The sequence below is a fragment of the Janthinobacterium glycogeni genome, assembly GCF_051380725.1.
Classification (GTDB): Bacteria; Pseudomonadota; Gammaproteobacteria; order Burkholderiales; family Burkholderiaceae_D; genus Janthinobacterium.
This window is the reverse complement of sequence record NZ_JBNYXP010000003.1, coordinates 243,637-264,733: the sequence shown is the minus strand read 5'-3', so window position 1 is coordinate 264,733 and position 21,097 is coordinate 243,637. Positions and strand designations below refer to the sequence as shown.

Genomic DNA, 21,097 nt, shown 5'->3' with positions numbered 1-21,097 from the left:
CTGCGGGATTCATGCAGTCGTTACTTGGCTTGAACGCCCTTTTCAACCACTGCATCGCTAGCGACTACTGCCGTTACGGCCGCTACCGGGCTTTTTGCCATCGTCAATTTGTATGGCTCGACCGGCGTCACGCACAGGGCGTCGGAAACGATGGTGCGGTTCAGAATTGCCTTGTACAGATCGTTAGGCACGGCGCTGTAGCGGCGTACCGGGTCGCGTTCGCTAGGCTGGGCCAGCGACAGGTAGTCGTCGCGGTTCAGCGCGCCGCCACCGGCACGTGCCGATTCCACCCATTTGTCGAAGTCCGCATCGTTGACGCCGTGGAACTTGAAGCGCATGCCCGAGAAACCGGCACCGCTGTAGTTCGCGGAGAAACCTTTATAGACGCCCGGCTTGTTGATGACGGCGTTCAACTGCGTTTCCATGCCCGGCATGGCGTAGATCTGACCTGCCAGTGCGGGGATGAAGAACGAGTTCATGACGGACGACGCGGTGATCTTGAAGCGGATCGGACGATCGACGGGCGCGTACAGTTCATTCACGGAAGCGATGCCTTGCTCCGGGTAGATGAACAGCCATTTCCAGTCCATGGCCACGACTTCGACGATCATCGGCTTGTGGCTGGCGGGAATGGGACGGTTGGCGTCGATACGGCTCAATGGGCGGTATGGATCGAGGGTGTGGGTGCTGATCCAGGTCAGCAGGCCCAGCACGATGATGATCAACAGGGGCGCGCCCCAGATAATCAGCTCGAGGCGAGTCGAGTGGTCCCAGTCCGGCTCGTATTTGGCCGCGGTGTTGTTTTTTCTATAGCGCCATGCGAACAGCAGGGTCAGGGCGATTACCGGAACGATAATCAACAGCATCAGCAATGTCGAGATGACAATCAGATTGCCTTGCTGAACTGCGATGTCACCAGACGGATTCAGTACCACCGTATTGCAACCAGCCAACAATGCGAGAGGTAAAAGAAGCAGTCCGCGACGAACTTTTAATGAAAACATACAGGAAAGTCCAGTACAGGGGATGAAGATATGGTACTGTATTCTCACTGGAGCGCACTGGCAATTGGACGTTTTGTCCTACCCCTTGCTCGGACTTTCACTTGGTAGACGAGGACTTTTCCTACAACTATCTAATGAATAGTCCTGCTCCGGGCGTGAGACACCCGGGGTAAGTTACGCGTTGGCCGAACTCGAAACGATATTGGAGACGATCATCATGTCCAGCACGCGCACACACAACGGCGATGTACCCGCCGACTTTTCCCCCCACTCCCTGCGCGACGCACGCGGGGCCGGCACGGTCGAATCGCATATCGACCCCGGTGAGATCGCCGTCGGCGTGATCATCGGCCGCGCTTCCGAATACTTTGACTTCTTTGTCTACGCCATCGCCTCGGTGCTGGTGTTTCCGCGCGTCTTCTTCCCGTTTGAAGAACGCCTGGAAGGTACTTTATATGCGTTCCTGATTTTCTCGTTCGCCTTCATCGCCCGTCCGTTCGGCACCGTGATCTTCATGGAGATCCAGCGCCGCATGGGACGCAGCGCCAAGCTGACGTTCGCCCTCTTCCTCTTGGGCGTGTCGACAGCCGGCATCGCCTTCCTGCCGACCTACTCCCACCTGGGCTTTGCCGCCATCATCTGGCTGTCCGTGCTGCGCATCGGCCAGGGCGTGGCCCTGGGCGGTTCGTGGGATGGCTTGCCTTCGCTGCTGGCATTGAACGCGCCGGAAAACAAGCGCGGCTGGTACGCCATGCTGGGCCAGCTGGGCGCGCCCGCCGGTTTCCTGATCGCCGCCGGCCTGTTCTGGTTCATGCTGACCAACCTGACGGATGAAGACTTCCTCGACTGGGGCTGGCGCTATCCGTTCTACGTGGCCTTCGCCATCAACGTCGTGGCCCTGTTTGCCCGTTTGCGCCTGGTGTCGACGAATGAATATGCGCGCCTGCTCGACGAACGCGAGCTGCAGCCCGTGAGCGTGTTTGAAATGAGCCGCGGCCAGGGCCGCAATGTGCTGATCGGCGCCCTCGCCGCGCTGGCCAGCTACGCCCTGTTCCACCTGGTCACCGTGTTCCCGCTGTCGTGGATTTCCGTCTACCAGACGCGTTCGGCTCCGGACTTCCTGCAAATCCAGATGGTCGGCGCCGTGCTGGCCGCCATCGGCGTGGTGATTTCCGGCTTGCTGGCCGATAAAGTGGGTCGCCGCACCACCCTGGGCGTGCTGGCCGTGATGATCGCCATCTTCAGCGCCTTCGTGCCGACCTTGATGGGCGGCGGCAATACTGGCCAGGACGTGTTCATCCTCGTGGGCTTCAGCCTGCTGGGCCTGTCCTACGGCCAGGCTGCCGGCGCCGTGACGGCCAACTTCCCTGCCCGCTTCCGCTACACGGGTGCGGCCCTGACGTCCGACCTGGCCTGGCTGGTCGGCGCCGGTTTCGCCCCGCTGGTGGCGCTGGGCCTGTCGGCCAACTTCGGCCTCGCCTATGTCAGCTTCTACCTGCTGTCGGGCGCCGTCGCCTCGCTGGCCGCGCTGAGCCTGAACCGGGCGCTGGAAATCCGCGACTGACATATATAGATGCAATCTGGGTGCCAGCGCGCTGCCACCCAGAACACCCCAAGAAACGCCGGCACCATCCGGCGTTTTTTCATGTCCGCACCTTGGCCCGGCTTACTGTATCGCCAGCTGCCGCCCGCCCGTGCCTTCCTTCTTCGGCAAGTCCAGCAACAGCACGCCATTTTCATAACGCGCCTGCGCGCCGGCCTCGTCCACCTCGTGCGGCAGCACGAAGCTGCGGTATTGCTGGCCGTATTCGCGTTCGCTGCGCACGGTCTTGCCGCCGCCGTCGCGCGTCACTCTTTCATCCTTGAGCTCGGCACTGATGGAGACGCGGTTCCCGTCGATGGAGACCTTGATATCGTCCTTGTTAACGCCTGGAATGTCTGCCTGCACCTGATAGGCTTGCTCGGTTTCGGAAATATCGACACGCATGCGTGACGAACCCGCATCGCGCAAGCGCAAGGCGGGCGCGAAAAAGTCATGCATGAAATCTTCCATGTCGCTGAACGGGTCAAAACGTGCCAGTGGGTTTTGCGGATCGCGACGCATCAATTGATTAGCCATGATGTCCTCCTGCATGGGCTGGTGTGCACACGGCGGTCATCCGCGGGGACGCCGCCACCTCCTGCATCTTAGGATGCAAAGCGCTAGTCTCTTTGATCTGCCTCAATCGCGGCCGGCTTGATTTTCCTTCTACTTTCATCTGTGCGCTACCGCGCTTTGCACGGGCTTGCGAGTCGGCAATTGGCCGCAAGACTGTTATGCTAGCGCACGCTAGGCTTGACCACCAGAAACCTTGCATTTCAATTAAAATTGACTTTTTCGCGACAGCCTACCACGGACATGATGAATACCAAGACCCCGATCGACTCCTTCAGCTTTCGCCGCATCCTCGCCCGCAACGTCACCTTGCCGCTGGTTATCGGGGTCGTCACGGCCCTCGTCTTTGTCGGCCTGATCGCCTACCTGCTCTCGGCCCTGCGCTCGGTCGAGCATTCCGAACGGGTGATCGGCAACGCCAACGAGGTCATGAAGCTGTCCGTCGACCTGGAAACAGGCATGCGCGGCTACCTGCTGACGGGCGATGAAACGTTTTTGGCGCCGTATAAATCGGGCAAGGCCAAGATCGCCGTGGAAATGAGCACCCTGCTCGAGCTCGTATCCGACAGCTCCATCCAGGTCGACCGGCTGCGCCGCATCCGCGCGCTGCAAGGCCAGTGGATGGAGTACGCGGAAGCCGTGATCGCCCAGCGCCGCAACAACCAGGAATTCCTCGCGCGCGTGCGTCAAGGCGAAGGCAAGCTGGAATTTGACGAAATCCGACGCGAATTCCTCACCTTCCTGTCCATGGAACAGCGCTTGCGCCAGGAGCGGGCAGACTCGGCCGAGGGCCGCACCATGCTGGCCGTGGTGGTGTTCCTGATCCTCAGCCTGGGCATGTCCGGCTTGCTCGCCTATCTGGGACGGCGCGAACTGCTGCGCCTGTCCGATATCTATAACGATGCGCTCGAGCAGCGCGGCAAGGATAACGACGTGTTGCAGGAGCAAGCGTGGTTGCGCACGGGACAGACGGAACTGGCGGCCCACACGAGCGGCCAGCTGGGCCTGCCGCAACTGGGACGTCACGTGCTGGACTTCCTGGCGCACCGCCTCGACGTAGCCGTCGCCACCCTGTACGTCGTCGACGAGGATGGCAGCCTGCGCCGCACGGCCGTGTACGGTTTCAACGAACAGGGCGTGAAGGAAAAACAGGTGTTCAAGCTGGGCGAAGGCCTGGTGGGCGAGACGGCGCGCGAAAAGCGCCTCAAGCACGTGCAGCAAGTGCCCGAGAATTACCTGACCGTGACGTCGAGCCTGGGCAGCGGCGCACCGTTGGAACTGGTTTTGGTGCCCGTCAACAATGAAGGCCTCGTCAACGGCGTCATCGAACTGGGCTTTACGCATCCCGTCAGCGCCCGCGCCAAGGAATGGCTGAACCTGATTGGCGCCAATATCGGCACTTCGCTGGAAGCGGCCCTGTACCGCCAGCGCCTGCAAAATGTGCTGGAAGAAACGCAGCAATTGAATGAAGAGCTGGAAGTGCAGCAGGAAGAACTGCGCACGGCCAATGAAGAGCTGGGCGAGCAATCGCGCGTGCTGGAACAGTCGCAAGCCCACCTGGAAGAGCAAAAGGCGGCGCTGGAACAGTCGAACGAGCAGCTGGCCGTGCAGGCGCTGTCGCTGGACCAGAAGAACATGGCGATCGTCCAGGCGCACGCCCAGCTGGAAGCGCGGGCCGAAGAACTGCAGCGGGCCAGCCGCTACAAATCCGAATTCCTGGCGAACATGTCGCATGAGCTGCGCACGCCGCTGAACAGCTCGCTCATCCTGTCGAAGCTGCTGTCGGACAACAGCGGCGGCAACCTGACACCGGAACAAGTGACGTTTGCGCAAACCATTTATTCGGCCGGCAACGACCTGCTGACCCTCATCAACGACATCCTCGACATTTCCAAGGTCGAGGCGGGCAAGCTGGAATTGACGCCGGACGCCGTGCCTTTCGACGAACTGCTCAGCAGCATGAGGATGCTGTTCGGCGCCCAGGCGCAGCAAAAGAAACTGGTGTTTGACGTCAAGGTGGCGCCGGACACGCCGCCCTCCTTCGTCAGCGACCGCCAGCGCCTGGAGCAGATCCTGAAAAACCTGCTGTCGAACGCCATCAAGTTTACCGATGCGGGCACGGTGTCGCTGCACGTGAGCGCCGATGCGGCGGGCCAGGTGCGCTTCCAGGTGCAGGATACCGGCATCGGCATCGCCGACGACCAGCAGCACAAGATTTTCGACGCCTTCCACCAGGCCGACGGCACCACCAGCCGCCGCTACGGCGGCACGGGCCTGGGCTTGTCGATTTCGCGCGACCTGGCCGCCTTGCTGGGCGGCGGCATCGAGCTGGCCAGCACGCCGGGCCAGGGCAGCACGTTTACACTGGTGCTGCCGGCCGTCATGCCGGAACGGGTCGCGGAAGCGGCGGCAGCGCCCCACGCGGCGCCGCAAGCGCCCGCAAAAACCGCAGCCGCCGCACCGAAGGCGGCGCCGGCCGCCAAACCCGTGCCGCTGCCCACGTTCCAGGATGACCGCGATAGCGTACCCCCGGCCAAGACGGGCCAGCGTTCCGTGCTGGTGATCGAGGATGAACCGTCGTTTGCCGGCATTCTGTTCGACCTCGCGCACGAAATGCAATACCGCTGCCTGGTGGCGCACGGCGCCGACGAAGGCTTGCGCCTGGCGGAAGAATTCCTGCCCGACGCCATCCTGCTCGACATGGGCTTGCCGGACCGCCCGGGCTTGCTGGTCTTGCAGCAATTGAAGGAAAACCCGCGGACGCGCCATATTCCCGTGCACATCGTCTCCGGCAACGACCAGATCCAGGAAGCCATGCAGCTGGGCGCCATCGGCTACGCCACCAAGCCGCGCACGCGCGAGCAGCTGAAGGAAGTGTTCCGCAAGCTCGAATCGAAATTCACGCAGCAGATGAAGCGCATCCTGCTGGTCGAGGACGACGAACGCCAGCGCGAAAGCGTGGTCCACCTGATCAGCGACGACGACGTGGAGATCACGGCCGTGGCGCTGGGCGAGCAGGCGCTGGAATTGCTGAAGACGCAGATTTTCGACTGCATGATCATCGACCTGAAGCTGCCCGACATCCAGGGCAACGAATTGCTCGAACGCATGGAACACGAGGAGCTGTGCTCGTTCCCGCCCGTCATCGTCTACACGGGCCGCAATCTGAGCCGCGAGGAAGAAGCGGATTTAATGAAATATTCGCGCTCGATCATCATCAAGGGCGCGCGCTCGCCCGAGCGCCTGCTCGACGAAGTGACCCTCTTCCTGCACAAGGTGGAGTCCGAACTGTCGAGCGAGCGCCAGGGCATGCTGCAGCAGGTGCGCAGCCGCGAGCGCGTGTTTGAAGGACGCAAGATTTTGCTGGTGGACGACGACGTGCGCAATATCTTTGCCCTGACGAATGCGCTGGAACAAAAAGGCGTGGTGGTGGAAATCGGCCGCAACGGCTTCGAAGCCATCAGCAAGCTCAACAGCGTAGACGATATCGACCTGGTGTTGATGGACGTCATGATGCCCGGCATGGATGGGCTGGAAGCGACGCGCCTGATCCGCGCCGATGGCCGTTACAACAAGCTGCCCATCATCGCGATTACGGCCAAGGCCATGAAGAATGACCAGGAAGAATGCCTGCAGGCGGGCGCGTCCGATTACCTGGCCAAGCCGATCGACCTGGACCGTTTGTATTCGCTGCTGCGCGTGTGGATGCCGAAGATGGAACGCATCTGATGCCACGCCACTCGATGGAAAGCCGTTGATGTCCCCGCGCTACACGGACGAGCAACTGCACGCGCTGATGGAAGCGATCTATCAGCGTTACAGCTACGACTTTCGCGACTACTCTTTACCCTCGCAGCGGCGCCGCCTGCATCAGGCGCTCGAACGCCTGCATTGCGCCGACCTATCCGCCTTGCAGCAGCTGGTGCTGGACGATGCCGCCGCCTTTGGCAAGCTGCTGCAGATTTTGACCGTGCCCGTCACGCAAATGTTCCGCGACCCGGCATTTTTCCGCGCCTTGCGCGAACACGTGGTGCCCGTGCTGAAAACCTACCCGTCGCCGACCATCTGGGTGGCCGGCTGCTGCACGGGCGAAGAGGCGCTGTCGCTGGCCATCGTGCTGCACGAGGAAGGCTTGCTCGAGCGCAGCACGATCTACGCCACCGACATCAATCCGCTAGCGCTGGCCACGGCCGCGCGCGGCGCGTATCCGCTGCACCGCATGGCCGACTATGGCGACAACTACCTGGCCGCGGGCGGCCTGGGCCGGCTGGCCGACTACTACACGGTCGAGCACGCCACGGCGCGTTTCCAGCAGCGTCTGCTCGACAGTATCAATCTTGCCGACCACAGCCTGTCCACGGACAGCGTCTTTATTGAAACGCAATTGATTTTGTGCCGTAACGTACTGATTTACTTCAATAAAACCTTGCAGGAACGGGCCCTGGGCCTGTTCCACGATTCGCTGTGCCACCGGGGCTTCCTGGGCCTGGGCAGCAAGGAAAGCACGCATTTCACGCGCTTTGCCGCCGACTTCGAGCCATTGCCGGGTCCCGAAAAGCTCTACCGCAAGCGTGCGCCGTCGCACGCCGCTTCCCATTACGCTGGGCGGAACATGCCAGGAATGAAACATGATGAATGAAACAAGCACCAAACTGCTGATCGTCGACGACTTGCCGGAAAACTTGCGCGCGCTCAATGCGCTGATCCGCGAGAGCGACCGCAGCGTCTACCAGGCATCGTCCGGTGAAGAAGCGCTGGCCTTGCTGCTCGAACACGATTTCGCGCTGGCCATCCTCGACGTGCAAATGCCGGAAATGGATGGCTTTGAGCTGGCGCAACTGATGCGCGGCACGGAAAAGACGCGCCACATCCCCATCGTCTTCGTCACGGCGGCCGGCAAGGAAATGAATTTCGCCTTCCAGGGTTATGAAAGCGGCGCCGTCGACTTCCTGCACAAGCCGCTCGACATCAATGCCGTGCAAAGCAAGGTCAACGTTTTTGTTGCCCTGCACCAGCAGCGCAGCGAAACGCGGCGCCAGGTGCAGGCGCTCGAGCACAGCCGCCAGCAGCAGGAAGCATTGCTGAAAGAATTGCGCGCCACCCAGGCGGAACTGCAGCGCTCGCTACGCCTGCGCGACGAATTCATGTCCATGGTGGCGCACGAGCTGCGCACGCCGCTGAACACGCTGTTCCTGGAAACGCAGATGCGCACCGTCAACCTCGAGCGGGGCAACCTGGCCGCTTTCGAACCGGAAAAGCTGGGCAAGATGGTGGCGCGCGACGGGCGGCAGATCCGCAGCATGGTGCGCCTGATTGACGACATGCTCGACGTGTCGCGCATCACCAGCGGCAAGCTGTCGATCCGCCGCGAATCGGTCGACCTCACCAGCCTGGTGCGTCGGGTGGCCGACGACCTGTCGCCGTATGCGGCCGCGGCCGGCAGCGTGCTGGAAGTGATGGCCTTCGAGCCCATCCAGGGTTACTGGGATGCCTTCCGCGTCGAGCAAATCGTTGTCAACCTGATCAGCAATGCCGTGCGTTACGGCCAGGGCCAGCCCGTGGAAATCAGTCTGGCGCACACGCAGAACAGCGCCGTCATCGAAGTGCGCGACCATGGCATCGGCATCAACGCGCGCGACCAGGAGCGCATCTTCGACGCCTTCGAACGCGTCATGCACCAGGACCGCACGGGCGGCCTGGGCCTGGGCCTGTTCATCACCAAGCAGCTGGTGGACGCGCATGGCGGCGCCATCACCCTGCAAAGCCAGCCCGGCAATGGCGCCCTGTTCAGCGTCACCCTGCCGCTGGCCGGCAGCTGAGGCCCCCATGACCATCACCACACCCGCCTCCCGCAGCCAGGCCGGCGCCAGCGGCGTTGCCTTCCTGCTGCAACTGGAACGCCGGCTGCGGCTGCTGCAGGATACGGGCGAGATCCTGTCCCTGTCGGCGCAGCTGCTGGGACAGCGCCTGGGCGTGCAGCAGGTAGCCTGTTTCGATATCGACCAGAGCCTGCAATGCCCTACCCTGCAGCATGCGTGGAGCGACGGCCTGGCGCCGGGCGCCGCCGGCGAATATTTCCTCGGCGATTACGCGGCAGGCCTGGCCGATGCGCTGGCCGCCGGGCAGGCGCTCGCCGTCAGCGACGTGGCCAACGACCCGCGCACGGCCATGCCTGCCGCGCTGGCCACGTTCGCGCGCCTGGGCATCCGCGCCTTCCTGAACATTCCCATCGCCAAGGAAGGCCGGCTGGCGGCCCTGTTCGTCGTGCACAGCAGCGCGGCGCGCCTGTGGCATGCGGACGAGATCGAACTGGCTGTGCAAGTATCGGAACGGGTCTGGTCGACCATTTTGCGGGCCCGGGCGGAATCGCGCCTGCGCGCCCTCAGCGCCACCATGGAAACACAGGTGGCCGAGCGCACGCGCGAGTTCGGCCGCACCTGGAACGTCAGTCCCGACTTGCTGGGCGTGCTCAACCTCGACGGCTATTTCGAGCACTCGAACCCTGCCTGGCAAGCCACCCTGGGATGGACGGCGGAGGAAATCCGCACGACAAAGTTCCTGGAACTGGTCCACCCGGACGACTTGCCGCGCACCCTTGCGGCCTGGGACGCGGCCAACCAGGGCCAGCCGGCGCTGCGCTTCGAAAACCGTTACCGCCACAAGCTGGGCGGCTGGCACTGGCTGTCGTGGGTGGCCGTGCCCGAGGGCGAAAAGGTGTATTGCAGCGCGCGCGACATCACGGTGGAAAAGAAGCTCGAAGCCGAACTGGCCGCCCGCAACAGCGCGCGCGAGCGGCTGTGGCGCAGCGCGCAAGACCTGATGGTGGCCATCGATGCCGATGGCTGCTTTACCGCCGTCAACCCGGCCGCCGGCGCCATCCTGGGCTGGCTGCCCGAGGAAATGCTGGGCCGCAGCCTGTTCGACTTCGTGCTGCCCGAGGATGCCGCCGCCACGCGCCAGGCGCTGGCGCAAGTGACGCACGAAGCCATGCCCAGCTTTGAAAACCGCTACCGGCACCGCGATGGCGGCCACCGCTGGCTGTCGTGGGTGGCGGCGCCCGAAGGCGACCTGATTTTCGCCACCGGACGCCACGTCACGGTGGAAAAGGAAGCGCAAAGCACCTTGCTCAGCATGCAGGAATCGTTGCGCCACAGCGAAATGGCCCTGCTGCAATCGCAAAAGCTCGAAGCGCTGGGCAAGCTGACGGGCGGTGTGGCCCATGATTTCAATAACGTGCTGCAAATTATCTCGGGCAACCTGCAGCTGCTGCAGCTGACCCTGGACGACGACCCGCTGGCCGCCAAGCGCATCGCCAGCGCCTCGGCCGCCGTGGAACGGGGCGCCAAGCTGTCGGCCCAGCTGCTGGCCTTTGCGCGGCGTCAGCCGTTGAAGCCGCTGGTGACGGACCTGGCGCAACTGCTGCGCTCGACGGAGGAGCTGCTGCGCCGCGCCACGGGCGAAACCATCGAAACACGCTTGCTGCTGGCCGACGACTGCTGGCGCGCGCTGGTCGACCCGCACCAGCTGGAAAACGTCATCCTCAACCTGGCCATCAATGCGCGCGACGCCATGGCTGGCCAGGGCCAGCTGACCATCGAGCTCAGTAACAGCGTGCTGGGCAGCGACTACGCGGCCCGCCATGCGGACGTGGCGCCAGGCGACTACGTGCAGCTGGCCGTGTCGGACACGGGCACGGGTATTCCCGCCGAGCTGCTGGACAAGATTTTCGAGCCGTTCTTCACGACCAAAGGCGAAGGCACGGGCCTGGGCCTGTCCATGGCGTACGGCTTCCTGCGCCAGAGCGGCGGCCACCTGACGGTGGACAGCCTGCCCGGCCATGGCAGTACTTTCCGCATCTACCTGCCGCGCTCGCTAGAAGCGGAAACGGAACTGCCGCTGCAACTGGACGGCCCCGTGTTGGGCGGCAAGGAAACCATTCTCGTCGTGGAAGACGACGTGCAGGTGCAGACGACCGTGGTGGACATGCTGCGCGGCCTTGGCTATGGCGTGCTGCGCGCCAGCGATGGCGAAAGCGCGCTGGCCATCGTCGGCAGCGGCGTCCCCATCGACCTGCTGTTTACGGATGTGGTGATGCCGGGCAAGGTGGCCAGCACGGAACTGGCGCGCCAGGCCCGCGTACTGCTGCCCCATCTGACAGTATTGTTTACCTCGGGCTACACGCAGGACGCCATCATGCAGGGCGGCCGGCTGGAACCGGGCGTCGAGCTGTTGAGCAAACCGTACCGGCGCGAAGACCTGGCGCGGCGCATCCGCCACTTGCTGGCCAATGGCCGCCACGTGACGGCCCTGCACCGGTACCGCGCGCAGCTGGCGCCGCAGACTGCGCCGACGCTGCCGCAGGGAAGGCATATCCTGTTGGTGGAAGACAATGCGGACGCGCGCGCGATGACCAGCGAACTGCTGGCCATGCTCGGTCACACGGTGCTGGCCGTGGGCACGGCCGAGGAAGCCCTGCCCCTGCTGGGCACGCCCGGACTGGACCTGCTGCTGACCGATATCAGTCTGCCGCAGATGTCGGGCGCCGAGCTGGCCGAGGTCGCGGCCCGTGAGCAGCCTCAACTGGAAGTGGTGTTTTCCACCGGCCATGCGCCGGCCAATTCCGGCGTGCTCGACCCGCAGGCGCGCTTCCTGGTGAAACCATTTACCGTCAAGCAATTGCAGCGTGCCTTGCTGCCGCCAGGTCAGTAGACGTCGAGCCGGCGCGCCTTCAGTGCGCTGGCCAGCTCTTCCAGGCCAAACGGCTTGCGCAGGAAGCGCGCGCTGGCGTCCTGCATCAGGCTGGCGCCCCAGTCGTGCCCGGAAGCAAACACCACATCGAGCTGCGGCCAGTGCGTGCGCGCATGGCGCGCCAGTTCCAGGCCGGACATGGTGGGCAGGCTGATGTCCGTCACCAGCACGTCCAGGCCCGGCAGGGCCAACAGCGGCATGGCCGCTTCCGCGCTGGCCACGCCGTGCACGGTGTGCCCCAGCATATTGAGCATCTCGGTGGTCATTTCGCGCGCATCGTCATTGTCTTCGACCAGCAAAATGCGCCGCCCCGACGGATCGGGCGCGCCCACCAGGCGGCGGTCCGCCAGCACATGGCGGATGCGCCGCGCCAGGTCTTCGCGCTGGTAGGGCTTGCTCAACAGCTCAACACCCGCGTCCAGCCGCCCGCCGCGCATGATGGCGTTGTGCGTGTAGCCCGAGGTAAACAGCACGGCCAGGTCCGGCAGCAGCAATCTCGCCTGCTGCGCCAGTTCCTTGCTGCTGACGGGACCGGGCATGACGACGTCCGTAAACAGCAGGTCGATGGCCACGCCCGTGCTCAGCAGGGCCAGCGCCGAGGCGCCGTCGTCCGCATGCAGCACGTCGTAGCCAAGGCCGCGCAGCATGTCGACCACCGTGTGCTGCACGGGCGCGTCGTCTTCCACCACGAGGATGGTCTCGCTGCCGCCCAGCACGGGGCCCGTCAGGCTGGTCGGCGGCTCGGCCAGCTTTTCCAGCGAGCGCGGCAAATATATCTTGAACGTCGTGCCGGCGCCCGGCGCGCTGTGCACCTTGATGTGGCCCGCGCTCTGACGGATGAAGCCGTAAGCCATGGACAGGCCCAGCCCCGTGCCCTCGCCTTCGCGCTTGGTGGTGAAGAAGGGCTCGAATATCTGGTCGATCACGTCGCGCTCCATGCCATGGCCCGTGTCGGTGATGGTCAGCAGCACGTATTGCCCCTCCAGCACGTCGGCATGCAGGCCGGCATAGTCGGCGTCGAGCGTGACGTTGCTCAAGGTAAAAGTGAGGCGTCCGCCCTTGTCCATCGCGTCGCGCGCATTGATGGCCATGTTCAGCAACACGTTTTCCATCTGGTTCGGGTCGACCAGGGTATGCCACAAGCCTTCGCTGATGAAGGTTTCCTCGGTAATCGCCTCGCCCAGGGCGCGGCGGATCAGCTCGTGCATGCGGCGCAGCAAGCGCCCCAGGTCCGTCACCAGCGGTTTCAACGGCTGGCGCCGCGCAAAGGCCAGCAGTTGCGACGACAGCTTGGCGCCCCGCTCGACGGCCGAGGCAGCCGAATCGAGGCGCCTGGCCGCCTGCGGATTGTCGGCCACGGTCAGCTTCAGCAACTGCAAATTACCGGAGATAATTTGCAGCACGTTATTGAAATCGTGGGCCACGCCGCCCGTCAGCTTGCCGATCGATTCCAGCTTTTGCGCCTGCAACAAGGCTTGCTCGCTGCGCACCAGCGCCAGCCGCGCCTCTTTTTCATCGGTGACGTCGCGGCCGATGGCGTGGATCAGTTTTTGCGCCGGCACGGCCGTCCAGGAAATCCAGCGGTAGCCGCCATCGCGGCGCCGGTAGCGGTTTTCCATGCGCAAGGTGGGCGCGCCGTGGGCCAGGCGCGACAAGTCCTGCAGGGCCGCCATGCGGTCGTCGGGATGCACGAGGCTGATGAAATCCATGCCCAGCGATTCGACTTCCGGCCGCTCGAGGATCTTGCTCCATGCGGGGTTGACGGCAATGATCATGCCGGACAGGTCCGCCACCAGCATGATGTCGGTGGACAGCCGCCACATGCGGTCGCGGTCTGCCGTACGGTTCGCCATTTCCACTTCCAGCGAGGAATTCAGATAGGCCATCTTTTCCAGCACGTTCTTCTGTTCCTGCACGTCCGTATTCGTGCCCACCCAGCGCAGCACCTTGCCCGCCTCGTCGAACAGGGGCAAGGCGCGCGCCAGGAACCAGCGGTAGGCGCCGTCGCTGGCGCGGCGCATGCGGAACTCCTGTTCATAGGCGCTGGCGGTGGCGACGGCCCGGTCCCAGCTCTTCTGCGTGATCTGCACGTCGTCCGGATGCACGCAGTGGCGAAAGCCGCTCGATACGAGCGACTTCATCGATTGCCCTGTGTATTCGCACACCTGTTCGTTGACCCAGTAGGTGGCGCCGCTGCCATGCGCCAGCCAGGCTTGGTTGGGCATGGTCGAGGCAAGCGAACGGAACTGCGCCTCGCTGTCGAGCAAGGCGTTGCGCGCCTGCCAGTGTTCGTCGATATCGTCGCACGAGCCATACCATTTCACGGCTTGGCCGCGCTCGTCTCGCCGGCAATACGCGCGCGAATGCACCCAGCGGTACTGGCCATCCTGCCGGCGCACGCGCATTTCCTGGTCCAGGGGCTGGCCGCTGCCCACCGCTTCGCTCCACGCCGCCAGTGTACGGGGCACGTCCTCGGGATGGATGGCGTCCAGCCAGCTGGCGCCCAGGCCGCTGCCGCCCGTCCAGTCGCGCCAGCGCTGCGCCACATAATCGAGCTTGCCGTCCACATCGGCCGTCCACAGCACTTGCGTGTTGAGTTCGATGGCGTAATGAAAATGTTCGCGGCTGTCGTGCAGCGCCTGCTCCAGCTGGCCCCGCTCGATGACATGCGCGGCTACGCGGGCGGCCAGCGCCAGCAGTTCGATTTCCGGTTGCGTGGGATGGCATGTCGCCGGGAAAAACAGGCCCAGCACGCCCAGGATATGCCCCTTCGCGCCAAAGACGGGGGCGACCCAGCAGGCGCGGTAGCCGTGCAGCATGGCTTCCTTGCGTCCCGCGCTCCAGTTCACGTCGCGCGTGATGTCGCCGCAATACACGGGCGCGCCGGAAAAGGCCGCCGTGCCGAATGGGGAAGGCTGTTCGCCGCCGTGGCGCAGGGCCAGGCACAGGTCTTGCGGCAGGCTGGGCGCGGACAAGCCGCAGAAGCGGTCGGCCTCGTCGATGAGCACGAGGCAGGCATGCGCGCCACCCTCGGCCAGGTCTTGCAGCGCCAGCAACAAATGCTCCAATGCATGGGCCAGGTCGGCGCCTGCCGCGATGCTGCCCAGCGCACTATGTTCGGCGTCCAGCAAGGAAAGAATGTTGTTTGCGTGCACCGTGTCGATCAGGGGAAAACAGATGCCCGAAATATACCATGGGGCAACGGTCTTGCAGGAGGAAAACAGTCCACGACTTGATCTGCGCGGCCGTGCAGGCCTATGCTAAAGTGTTGCTCTCTTCTCAAGCGAATTCCAGCATGCCTACCTCCCTGCCATCGTCCCTGATCGCCACCGCCCTGCTCGCCTCCGTCCATAGCGCCGTCGCCGCCCCCATGCGCCTCGAAGACTACCTGGCCCTGAACGGCCCCGCCCCCACGGCGCAGATCGCTTATGGCCCCGCGCCGTCGCAATACGCGCAGCTGTTCCGGCCCGCAGGCAGCGGACCGTTCCCCGTCGTCGTGCTCGTCCATGGCGGCTGCTGGACGGTGGCCTTCGGCGGCATCCAGCAGATGCGCAACGTGGCCGGCGCCCTCGTGGCGCAAGGCATCGCCGTGTGGAATGTGGAGTACCGCCGGGCGGACGAGGAAGGCGGCGGCTATCCGGGCACGTATGAGGACATGCACGCGGCGCTCGACAGCCTGCAGCAGCACGCGCCCCAGTACCAGCTGGACGTGAACCGCATCCTCGCCATGGGCCACTCGGCCGGCGGCCAGCTGGTGCAATGGATCGCCGGCAGGGAAAAGCTGCCCAAGACCAGCCCCCTGTACCGCGAACAGTATCTGCCGATCAAGAATATCCTCAGCCTGGGCGGCCTGGCCGACTTGCGCCACGAAAAGGAGTTGATCAAGACCAGCTGCGAGCGCGACATCGCCCAGCTGGCAGGCCAGCCCAGCGCACAGCGCCCCGACATCTACAGCGACACCAACGCCGCCGACCTCATGCCTAACGGCAGCCGCACCGTCCTGGCCACGGGCGAGCTCGACACCATCTCCCCGCCCAGAGTCGCGCACGACTATGCGGCCAAGGCCAAGCTCGCCGGCGACCATGCGGAAGTGCTGATTTTGCCCGGGGCCAGCCACTATGACGAGATTGCGGCGACGTCGAATGCCTGGGGGATGATTTTGCCGGTGGTGCGGGAGATGCTGGGGATGCTGCCTTGAAGCATCATTCCGGTTTGGGGCCATGCAAGATTCAAGTAGAAGTTCTCGACGAAAGCGTGTCATGGCCATTCACGATTCCCCCCGGCCGCAGCAATCACGATGGAACTCCACCGCGGGTGGACGAACTCAGCGTAAATGCAAAGGTCTGGCATTTAATCGGGTGGAGGGACGGTAGTTCGAATTCCATCGGGATAGCCAGAAATAACCAGGCAATCTCGATTAACGTTGAACACATAGAGGCCTTATCGGTCTGCTTCATGCGCAAGGCGAAGGGTCCCGGCTTTGTTTCATTTGAGGTAAAGATGTCGGAAAATCGAGGCACTGCAGTCCTTTTCGCGACGGACCATTTCAATGAGGACGCATTATGCTGGCTACAGAGCAATACCGACAAACTGGCGGCCTTATTCGGTATGCCGATAGCAATCGACGACTGTGGCTTGGACTACTAGCGATCCATCCAGACGCCAGAACTTGGGGCGCAAGCAGCCAAGTTCTGTCACTGGCCCGACGAAGACGTTAACATTCCCATACCGCTCGCTCCATCACTGACAGTAAATCATTATTTATGGCTACATTCAATCCCGACGATGAGTATTAATATTTCAGCTTTCCTTGGCAAAAAAACCGATGACCTGGATGCGCGCTTTATTCAGACATTCTCGACTCTTGGCTTTGATGTGCAACTGCATCCGGACCTCACGTTGACAAAGTCTTCGGTGGAGGGAGTCCTTTACCTACGTCTTACCAAGACTCCGCCTGAATTCCTGCGCATGGAACCAACAACTCCGTTGCTGATTGCGTTTGACTTTGGAGTGCAAAAAAGAGGAAAGAAAGAAGCTCGCAGCATGCTATGGCCGCCAAGAGGCGTCGGTGCTTATACCTATACGATAAGCTCCAGAACGGCCGCAGGAAGAAACGACTCCACTGCTGCCATGCAAATGCTTTCGATGGCAATACTGGCGAAAGAAAGCGATGGTTATTTCTATGCGGACGGAGAGGAAGTCGCGTCCTTGGGCGAGGTTGCCTTCAATCAAGCTGTTCAAGAACAGACTCGATTTAACAGAATAAACTTTGACGCGTACGCGTATCGTTTTGAATCTTGGCCGCCTGTCGATGGGGTAAGTTCGTTTGTATGGCCGCAGCAAATCGTTCCACCAAAATCGTTAACGCAGCAAATACCAAAACGGCGTTTCCGCTTTAGATATAAATTTTCATGGTTTCATGTCCCGGGCATCCTGTTGATTAGCTATTGGACATTGGCAACATTACTATATTCATGACGACGAGGATAGATTTTGATCACCAGTCGTTTAGGTTAGAGTGTTGCGACCACCGATTGAATCCGCAGCCAGAGGCCGCCGTTGAATTCTTTAAAGTTTAAGCATGAATATTAAAACCTGGGAAATGTTAACGCTTGACTGGAGTCAAAAAGGCGATCATGGGATTGTACTTTCCCCTTCGGCTGTAGCGAATTTAATTCATTCAAAGAATCTGGAACAGGCGTACCTTGCGTACGATGATATCTCTGAAGCGACTGGTATAAATAAGGTGATATATCCGTGTGCGCTTTCCGTCATCAAGACGATTTTGGCGGCACTTCCTGGATGCACTGGCATAGCGCGCGAGAAATGTCTGGACCTTTTGGGGGATATCGCCGGCTCAGAGTCTGGGCCGAGCTCGCCAAACCTCCATCGGGATTGTTTGCTTGAACTTCGTCAGGCGACTTGGTATTTTATTTATGGACTTCAGCTTGATGACGTGAAACTAGCAAGCCTGTATGTAGACATATTGGGCGTTTTAGGTGCCAATTTTGATGATTTCAGGCCGACCGCAAGAAAGTATCTCGAATTATCGCTCACCAGACGTTTGCCCGAATATGACATAGCGATGATAAAAAATACTATCGCTGAACTAAACTAAATACTCCGAAAATTGCGCTACGCACCGAAGTTGACGAGTGCATCCGACGTCTGCTTTGGGGCCAGGCTGTGTGAAAACGCAAAAACACGAAATTTTCATGGGCAAGGTTGACCATTCCCCACGCCGAAAAAATCGCGTAGCAGGCGTCCTAAGAGGCCGTTTTTTTGCGGGGCCGATTTTTTCTGCGTTTTTACACAACCTCGGGCGTAAGCAGAGCTTCCTCAATCGCGAACCGGCAACGACAGCATGAACACGCCCCCGCCCCAAACAAAGGTTCCCCGGGCCCAGCGAGCCTGAAAAATGGCCAGGGCAAGGCGCGCGGGCGAAGACAGTACGCATGTACGGCGAGCCCAAGCAACGCAGCCATGGGCATTTTCTCAGGCCCGCGGCTCCGGCCCGCCGTTCTTAAATATTACTGAACCCGCGCCAGGTACTGGGCCAGCTGCGCGAAGGTAGCCTTGAATCCCTCCTTCATCGACTCAAACCCCTGCTTGAAAGTCACATGCTGCTCATCGGTGGCCTTGTGCGGCGTCGAACGCAAGGTCATCGTCGTCTTGCCGTTTTCCTCGGTGAGCGTCATGGTATTGAACGACTCCAGCGGCCAGGTAGCGCTGACCGGGTGCTGCACGGCATTGCCCTGCTTGTCGGCGAATGACAGGATGGACACGATGCGTTCAGGCGCTTCGATCGCCTGGTAGGTGAACTTGCCCCACATCTCGTAGCCATTGTCGGCGCGCATGCCGTAGTGGAAGACGCCGCCCGGCCGCAAGTCCAGCGCCAGCACGCTCAGTTCAAAACCGACAGGCCCCCACCATTGCGCCAGGCGTTCCGGTTCAACCCACGATTGAAACACCAGTTCGCGCGGCGCGTCGAAGGTTTGCGTGATGACAAAGTCGCTGCTGTCGCGGTGCTGGCCGTCCTGCTTGTGTTCTGCGGTGCTCATGCTCTCTCCCTGCGTTGGTGGACTGGCCCTTAATGTACCAGCGGCGCCGATAAACGGGAAGGCCTGTACGCCTGCGAAATCGGCATGCTAGAATATTAGTTAGACACCTAACCATTAGAAGACTCACCTTATGATTTCTATTGAAGAGCGCTTTTCCGCCGCGCTCCACAAGACGGCGCGCGGCTGGCGCCATGCCATCGACCGGCGCCTGAAAGACCTGGACCTGGGGCAAGCGAGCTGGATGGCCATCGCCATGATCGCCAAGTCGCCGCAGCCGCCCTCGCAAAGCGAGCTGGCCCACCAACTGGGCGTGGAAAACCCCACCATGGTGTCGATGCTGGACCGGCTCGTGAAATCGGGCTTCGTGCAGCGCCAGCCGTCGGAAACGGACCGCCGCGTCAAGCTGGTGATACTGACCGAGGCGGGCATGCAGGTGTATGACACGGTGCGCAAGGAAGCGGACGGTTTCCGCAAGGAGTTACTGCAGGGCATTGATCCCGATCAACTACGGGCCGCCACCGAACTGCTGGAAGCGTTGCAGGCGGCAACGGAGAAGTTTGCGTGAATTCCGTGACGGCAGCACCCTTACCCACTTCACAAGACCCCACCCTGAACCGGCGCATGATCACGATCTCGATCATGCTCGCCACCATCATCCAGGCGCTCGACGGCACCATCGCCAACGTCGCCCTGCCCCACATGCAGGGCAGCCTGTCCGCCTCGCAAGACCAGATCACCTGGGTACTGACCTCCTTCATCGTCGCCGCCGCCATCGCCACGCCCCTGACGGGCTGGCTGTGCGACCGCTTCAGCCAGAAGAATACCTTTCTCGTCTCCGTGGCCGGTTTTACCCTTGCCTCCGTGCTGTGCGGCCTGTCCGGCACCCTGTCCGAGATCGTCGCCGCCCGCCTGTTGCAGGGCGTGTTCGGCGCGGCCCTCGTGCCGCTGTCGCAGGCGGTCTTGCTCGACATCAATCCGCGCGAGAAACATGGCTCGGCCATGGCCATCTGGGGCATGGGCGTGATGATCGGCCCCATCCTGGGCCCCACCCTCGGCGGCTGGCTGACGGACAGCTACAGCTGGCGCTGGGTCTTCTTCATCAACATCCCCATCGGCGCCATGGCCTTCTACGGCATCTGGCGCTACATCCGCAAGGACCCGCCGAACCGGCGCATGCATTTCGACATGTTCGGCTTTGCCACCCTGAGTCTGTCCATTGGCGCCTTGCAGATGCTGCTGGACCGGGGCGAGCAGAACGACTGGTTTTCCTCGACGGAAACGTGGATCGAAGCCATCGTGCTGGCCATGAGCTTGTGCTACTTCATCGCCCACACGGCCTTGCGGCCGGCCGGCAAGTCCTTCCTCGATTACCGCCTGCTGAAGAATTCGAATTATGTGAGCGGCTTGCTGTTCATCTTCATCGTCGGCATGGTGCTGTTCGCCACCCGCGCGCTGACGCCGTCGATGCTGCAAGGCTTGATGAATTACCCGGCGGCCATCGCCGGCCTGGTGACGGCGCCCAGCGGCCTGGGCACAATGCTGGCCATGCTGATCGTCGGCAGGCTAACGGGCAGAATCGATACGCGCATCCTGCTGGGCGTGGGTTTTTCCATCACCGCGTTCTCGCTATGGCAAATGGCCAATTTCACGCTGGACCTCGTGCCGAAGACGGTCGTGTGGAACGGCATCATCCAGGGCATCGGCCTGGGCCTCGTTTTCGTGCCCCTGAGCGCGGCCACGTTCGCCACCCTGTCGCCGCAGATGCGGGCGGAAGGCACGGCCATCTACAGCCTGGTGCGCAACATCGGCAGCAGCATCGGTATCGCCCTCGTGCAGACCTTGTTGGTACGCAATACGCAGATCGCCCATGCCTCCCTGACGGAACACATCACTATCGCCAACCCGGCCCTGCATGACGCCGGCATTGCCCAGGTGTTCGACCTGGGCACAAGCACTGGCATGGCGGCGCTGAATGGCGAGATCACGCGGCAGGCGTCGATGATCGCCTACCTCGACGACTTCTGGCTGATGATGTGGCTGACCATCCTCGTGCTGCCGCTCTTGCTCCTGATCAAACCACCTAAGAAAAATGCGCCCGTCGTGGTCGACCACGCGGCCATGGAATAACC

At 62.2% G+C, this 21,097-nt stretch carries 15 protein-coding genes; 11 read left to right on the top strand and 4 right to left on the bottom strand.

What is annotated here, in order from left to right; translation table 11 throughout:
- Positions 1-20 precede the first annotated feature (20 nt).
- Positions 21-1,004, bottom strand: a complete 984-nt coding sequence (gene cyoA / locus ACQ4W4_RS09550; RefSeq protein WP_175444764.1) for a ubiquinol oxidase subunit II — start codon at positions 1,002-1,004, stop codon at positions 21-23.
- Between the two features lie 217 nt (positions 1,005-1,221).
- Between cyoA and ACQ4W4_RS09545 the strand changes: the two genes are divergently transcribed.
- The gene (locus ACQ4W4_RS09545) at positions 1,222-2,568 is read left to right on the top strand and encodes an MFS transporter (protein WP_436541771.1); all 1,347 of its coding nucleotides are present in this window, start codon (positions 1,222-1,224) and stop codon (positions 2,566-2,568) included.
- A gap of 102 nt (positions 2,569-2,670) precedes the next feature.
- On the opposite strand, the gene ACQ4W4_RS09540 is transcribed toward ACQ4W4_RS09545, so the two are convergent.
- Positions 2,671-3,123: an Hsp20/alpha crystallin family protein gene (locus tag ACQ4W4_RS09540; protein WP_436541770.1), complete on the bottom strand. Its 453-nt coding sequence runs from the start codon at positions 3,121-3,123 to the stop codon at positions 2,671-2,673.
- Between the two features lie 282 nt (positions 3,124-3,405).
- Here ACQ4W4_RS09540 and ACQ4W4_RS09535 point away from each other — a divergent pair, with 282 nt between their 5' ends.
- The 4 genes from ACQ4W4_RS09535 to ACQ4W4_RS09520 are packed head-to-tail and all read left to right on the top strand — an operon-like array spanning position 3,406 to position 11,868.
- Complete coding sequence (locus tag ACQ4W4_RS09535; RefSeq protein ID WP_436541769.1) at positions 3,406-6,888, top strand: response regulator; 3,483 nt, start codon at positions 3,406-3,408, stop codon at positions 6,886-6,888.
- 28 nt (positions 6,889-6,916) lie between these two features.
- The gene (locus tag ACQ4W4_RS09530) at positions 6,917-7,798 is read left to right on the top strand and encodes a CheR family methyltransferase (protein WP_436541768.1); all 882 of its coding nucleotides are present in this window, start codon (positions 6,917-6,919) and stop codon (positions 7,796-7,798) included.
- Positions 7,788-8,978, top strand: a complete 1,191-nt coding sequence (locus tag ACQ4W4_RS09525; RefSeq protein WP_436541767.1) for a hybrid sensor histidine kinase/response regulator — start codon at positions 7,788-7,790, stop codon at positions 8,976-8,978. Before ACQ4W4_RS09530 ends, ACQ4W4_RS09525 begins: the two co-directional genes overlap by 11 nt.
- A gap of 7 nt (positions 8,979-8,985) precedes the next feature.
- A complete protein-coding gene (locus tag ACQ4W4_RS09520) occupies positions 8,986-11,868 on the top strand; it encodes a hybrid sensor histidine kinase/response regulator (protein WP_436541766.1) in 2,883 nt (960 codons plus the stop codon).
- Here the strand turns inward: ACQ4W4_RS09520 and ACQ4W4_RS09515 are convergent.
- Positions 11,862-15,062 (bottom strand): PAS domain-containing protein, encoded by a 3,201-nt coding sequence (locus ACQ4W4_RS09515; protein WP_436541765.1) that lies wholly within the window; start codon positions 15,060-15,062, stop codon positions 11,862-11,864. The genes ACQ4W4_RS09520 and ACQ4W4_RS09515 overlap by 7 nt on opposite strands.
- Positions 15,063-15,202: 140 nt before the next feature.
- Between ACQ4W4_RS09515 and ACQ4W4_RS09510 the strand changes: the two genes are divergently transcribed.
- The 4 genes from ACQ4W4_RS09510 (at position 15,203) to ACQ4W4_RS09500 (ending at position 18,025) form a co-directional block, all read left to right on the top strand.
- Entirely contained in the window at positions 15,203-16,105 is a 903-nt protein-coding gene (locus ACQ4W4_RS09510) for an alpha/beta hydrolase (protein ID WP_436541764.1), read from the top strand.
- A gap of 56 nt (positions 16,106-16,161) precedes the next feature.
- Positions 16,162-16,554 carry a hypothetical protein gene (locus ACQ4W4_RS27570; RefSeq protein WP_495542788.1) on the top strand — a complete coding sequence of 131 codons (393 nt, stop codon included), beginning with the start codon at positions 16,162-16,164 and terminating at the stop codon, positions 16,552-16,554.
- A 138-nt stretch (positions 16,555-16,692) separates the two neighbouring features.
- Positions 16,693-17,385: a hypothetical protein gene (locus ACQ4W4_RS09505; RefSeq protein ID WP_436541763.1), complete on the top strand. Its 693-nt coding sequence runs from the start codon at positions 16,693-16,695 to the stop codon at positions 17,383-17,385.
- A gap of 103 nt (positions 17,386-17,488) precedes the next feature.
- Complete coding sequence (locus tag ACQ4W4_RS09500) at positions 17,489-18,025, top strand: hypothetical protein (protein WP_436541762.1); 537 nt, start codon at positions 17,489-17,491, stop codon at positions 18,023-18,025.
- Between the two features lie 412 nt (positions 18,026-18,437).
- Here ACQ4W4_RS09500 and ACQ4W4_RS09495 read toward each other — a convergent pair whose 3' ends face one another.
- Positions 18,438-18,968 carry an SRPBCC family protein gene (locus ACQ4W4_RS09495; protein ID WP_436541761.1) on the bottom strand — a complete coding sequence of 177 codons (531 nt, stop codon included), beginning with the start codon at positions 18,966-18,968 and terminating at the stop codon, positions 18,438-18,440.
- 130 nt (positions 18,969-19,098) lie between these two features.
- Between ACQ4W4_RS09495 and ACQ4W4_RS09490 the strand changes: the two genes are divergently transcribed.
- Positions 19,099-19,533, top strand: a complete 435-nt coding sequence (locus ACQ4W4_RS09490; protein ID WP_436541760.1) for a MarR family winged helix-turn-helix transcriptional regulator — start codon at positions 19,099-19,101, stop codon at positions 19,531-19,533.
- A 56-nt stretch (positions 19,534-19,589) separates the two neighbouring features.
- The gene (locus tag ACQ4W4_RS09485; RefSeq protein WP_436541759.1) at positions 19,590-21,095 is read left to right on the top strand and encodes a DHA2 family efflux MFS transporter permease subunit; all 1,506 of its coding nucleotides are present in this window, start codon (positions 19,590-19,592) and stop codon (positions 21,093-21,095) included.
- Positions 21,096-21,097: the final 2 nt, after the last annotated feature.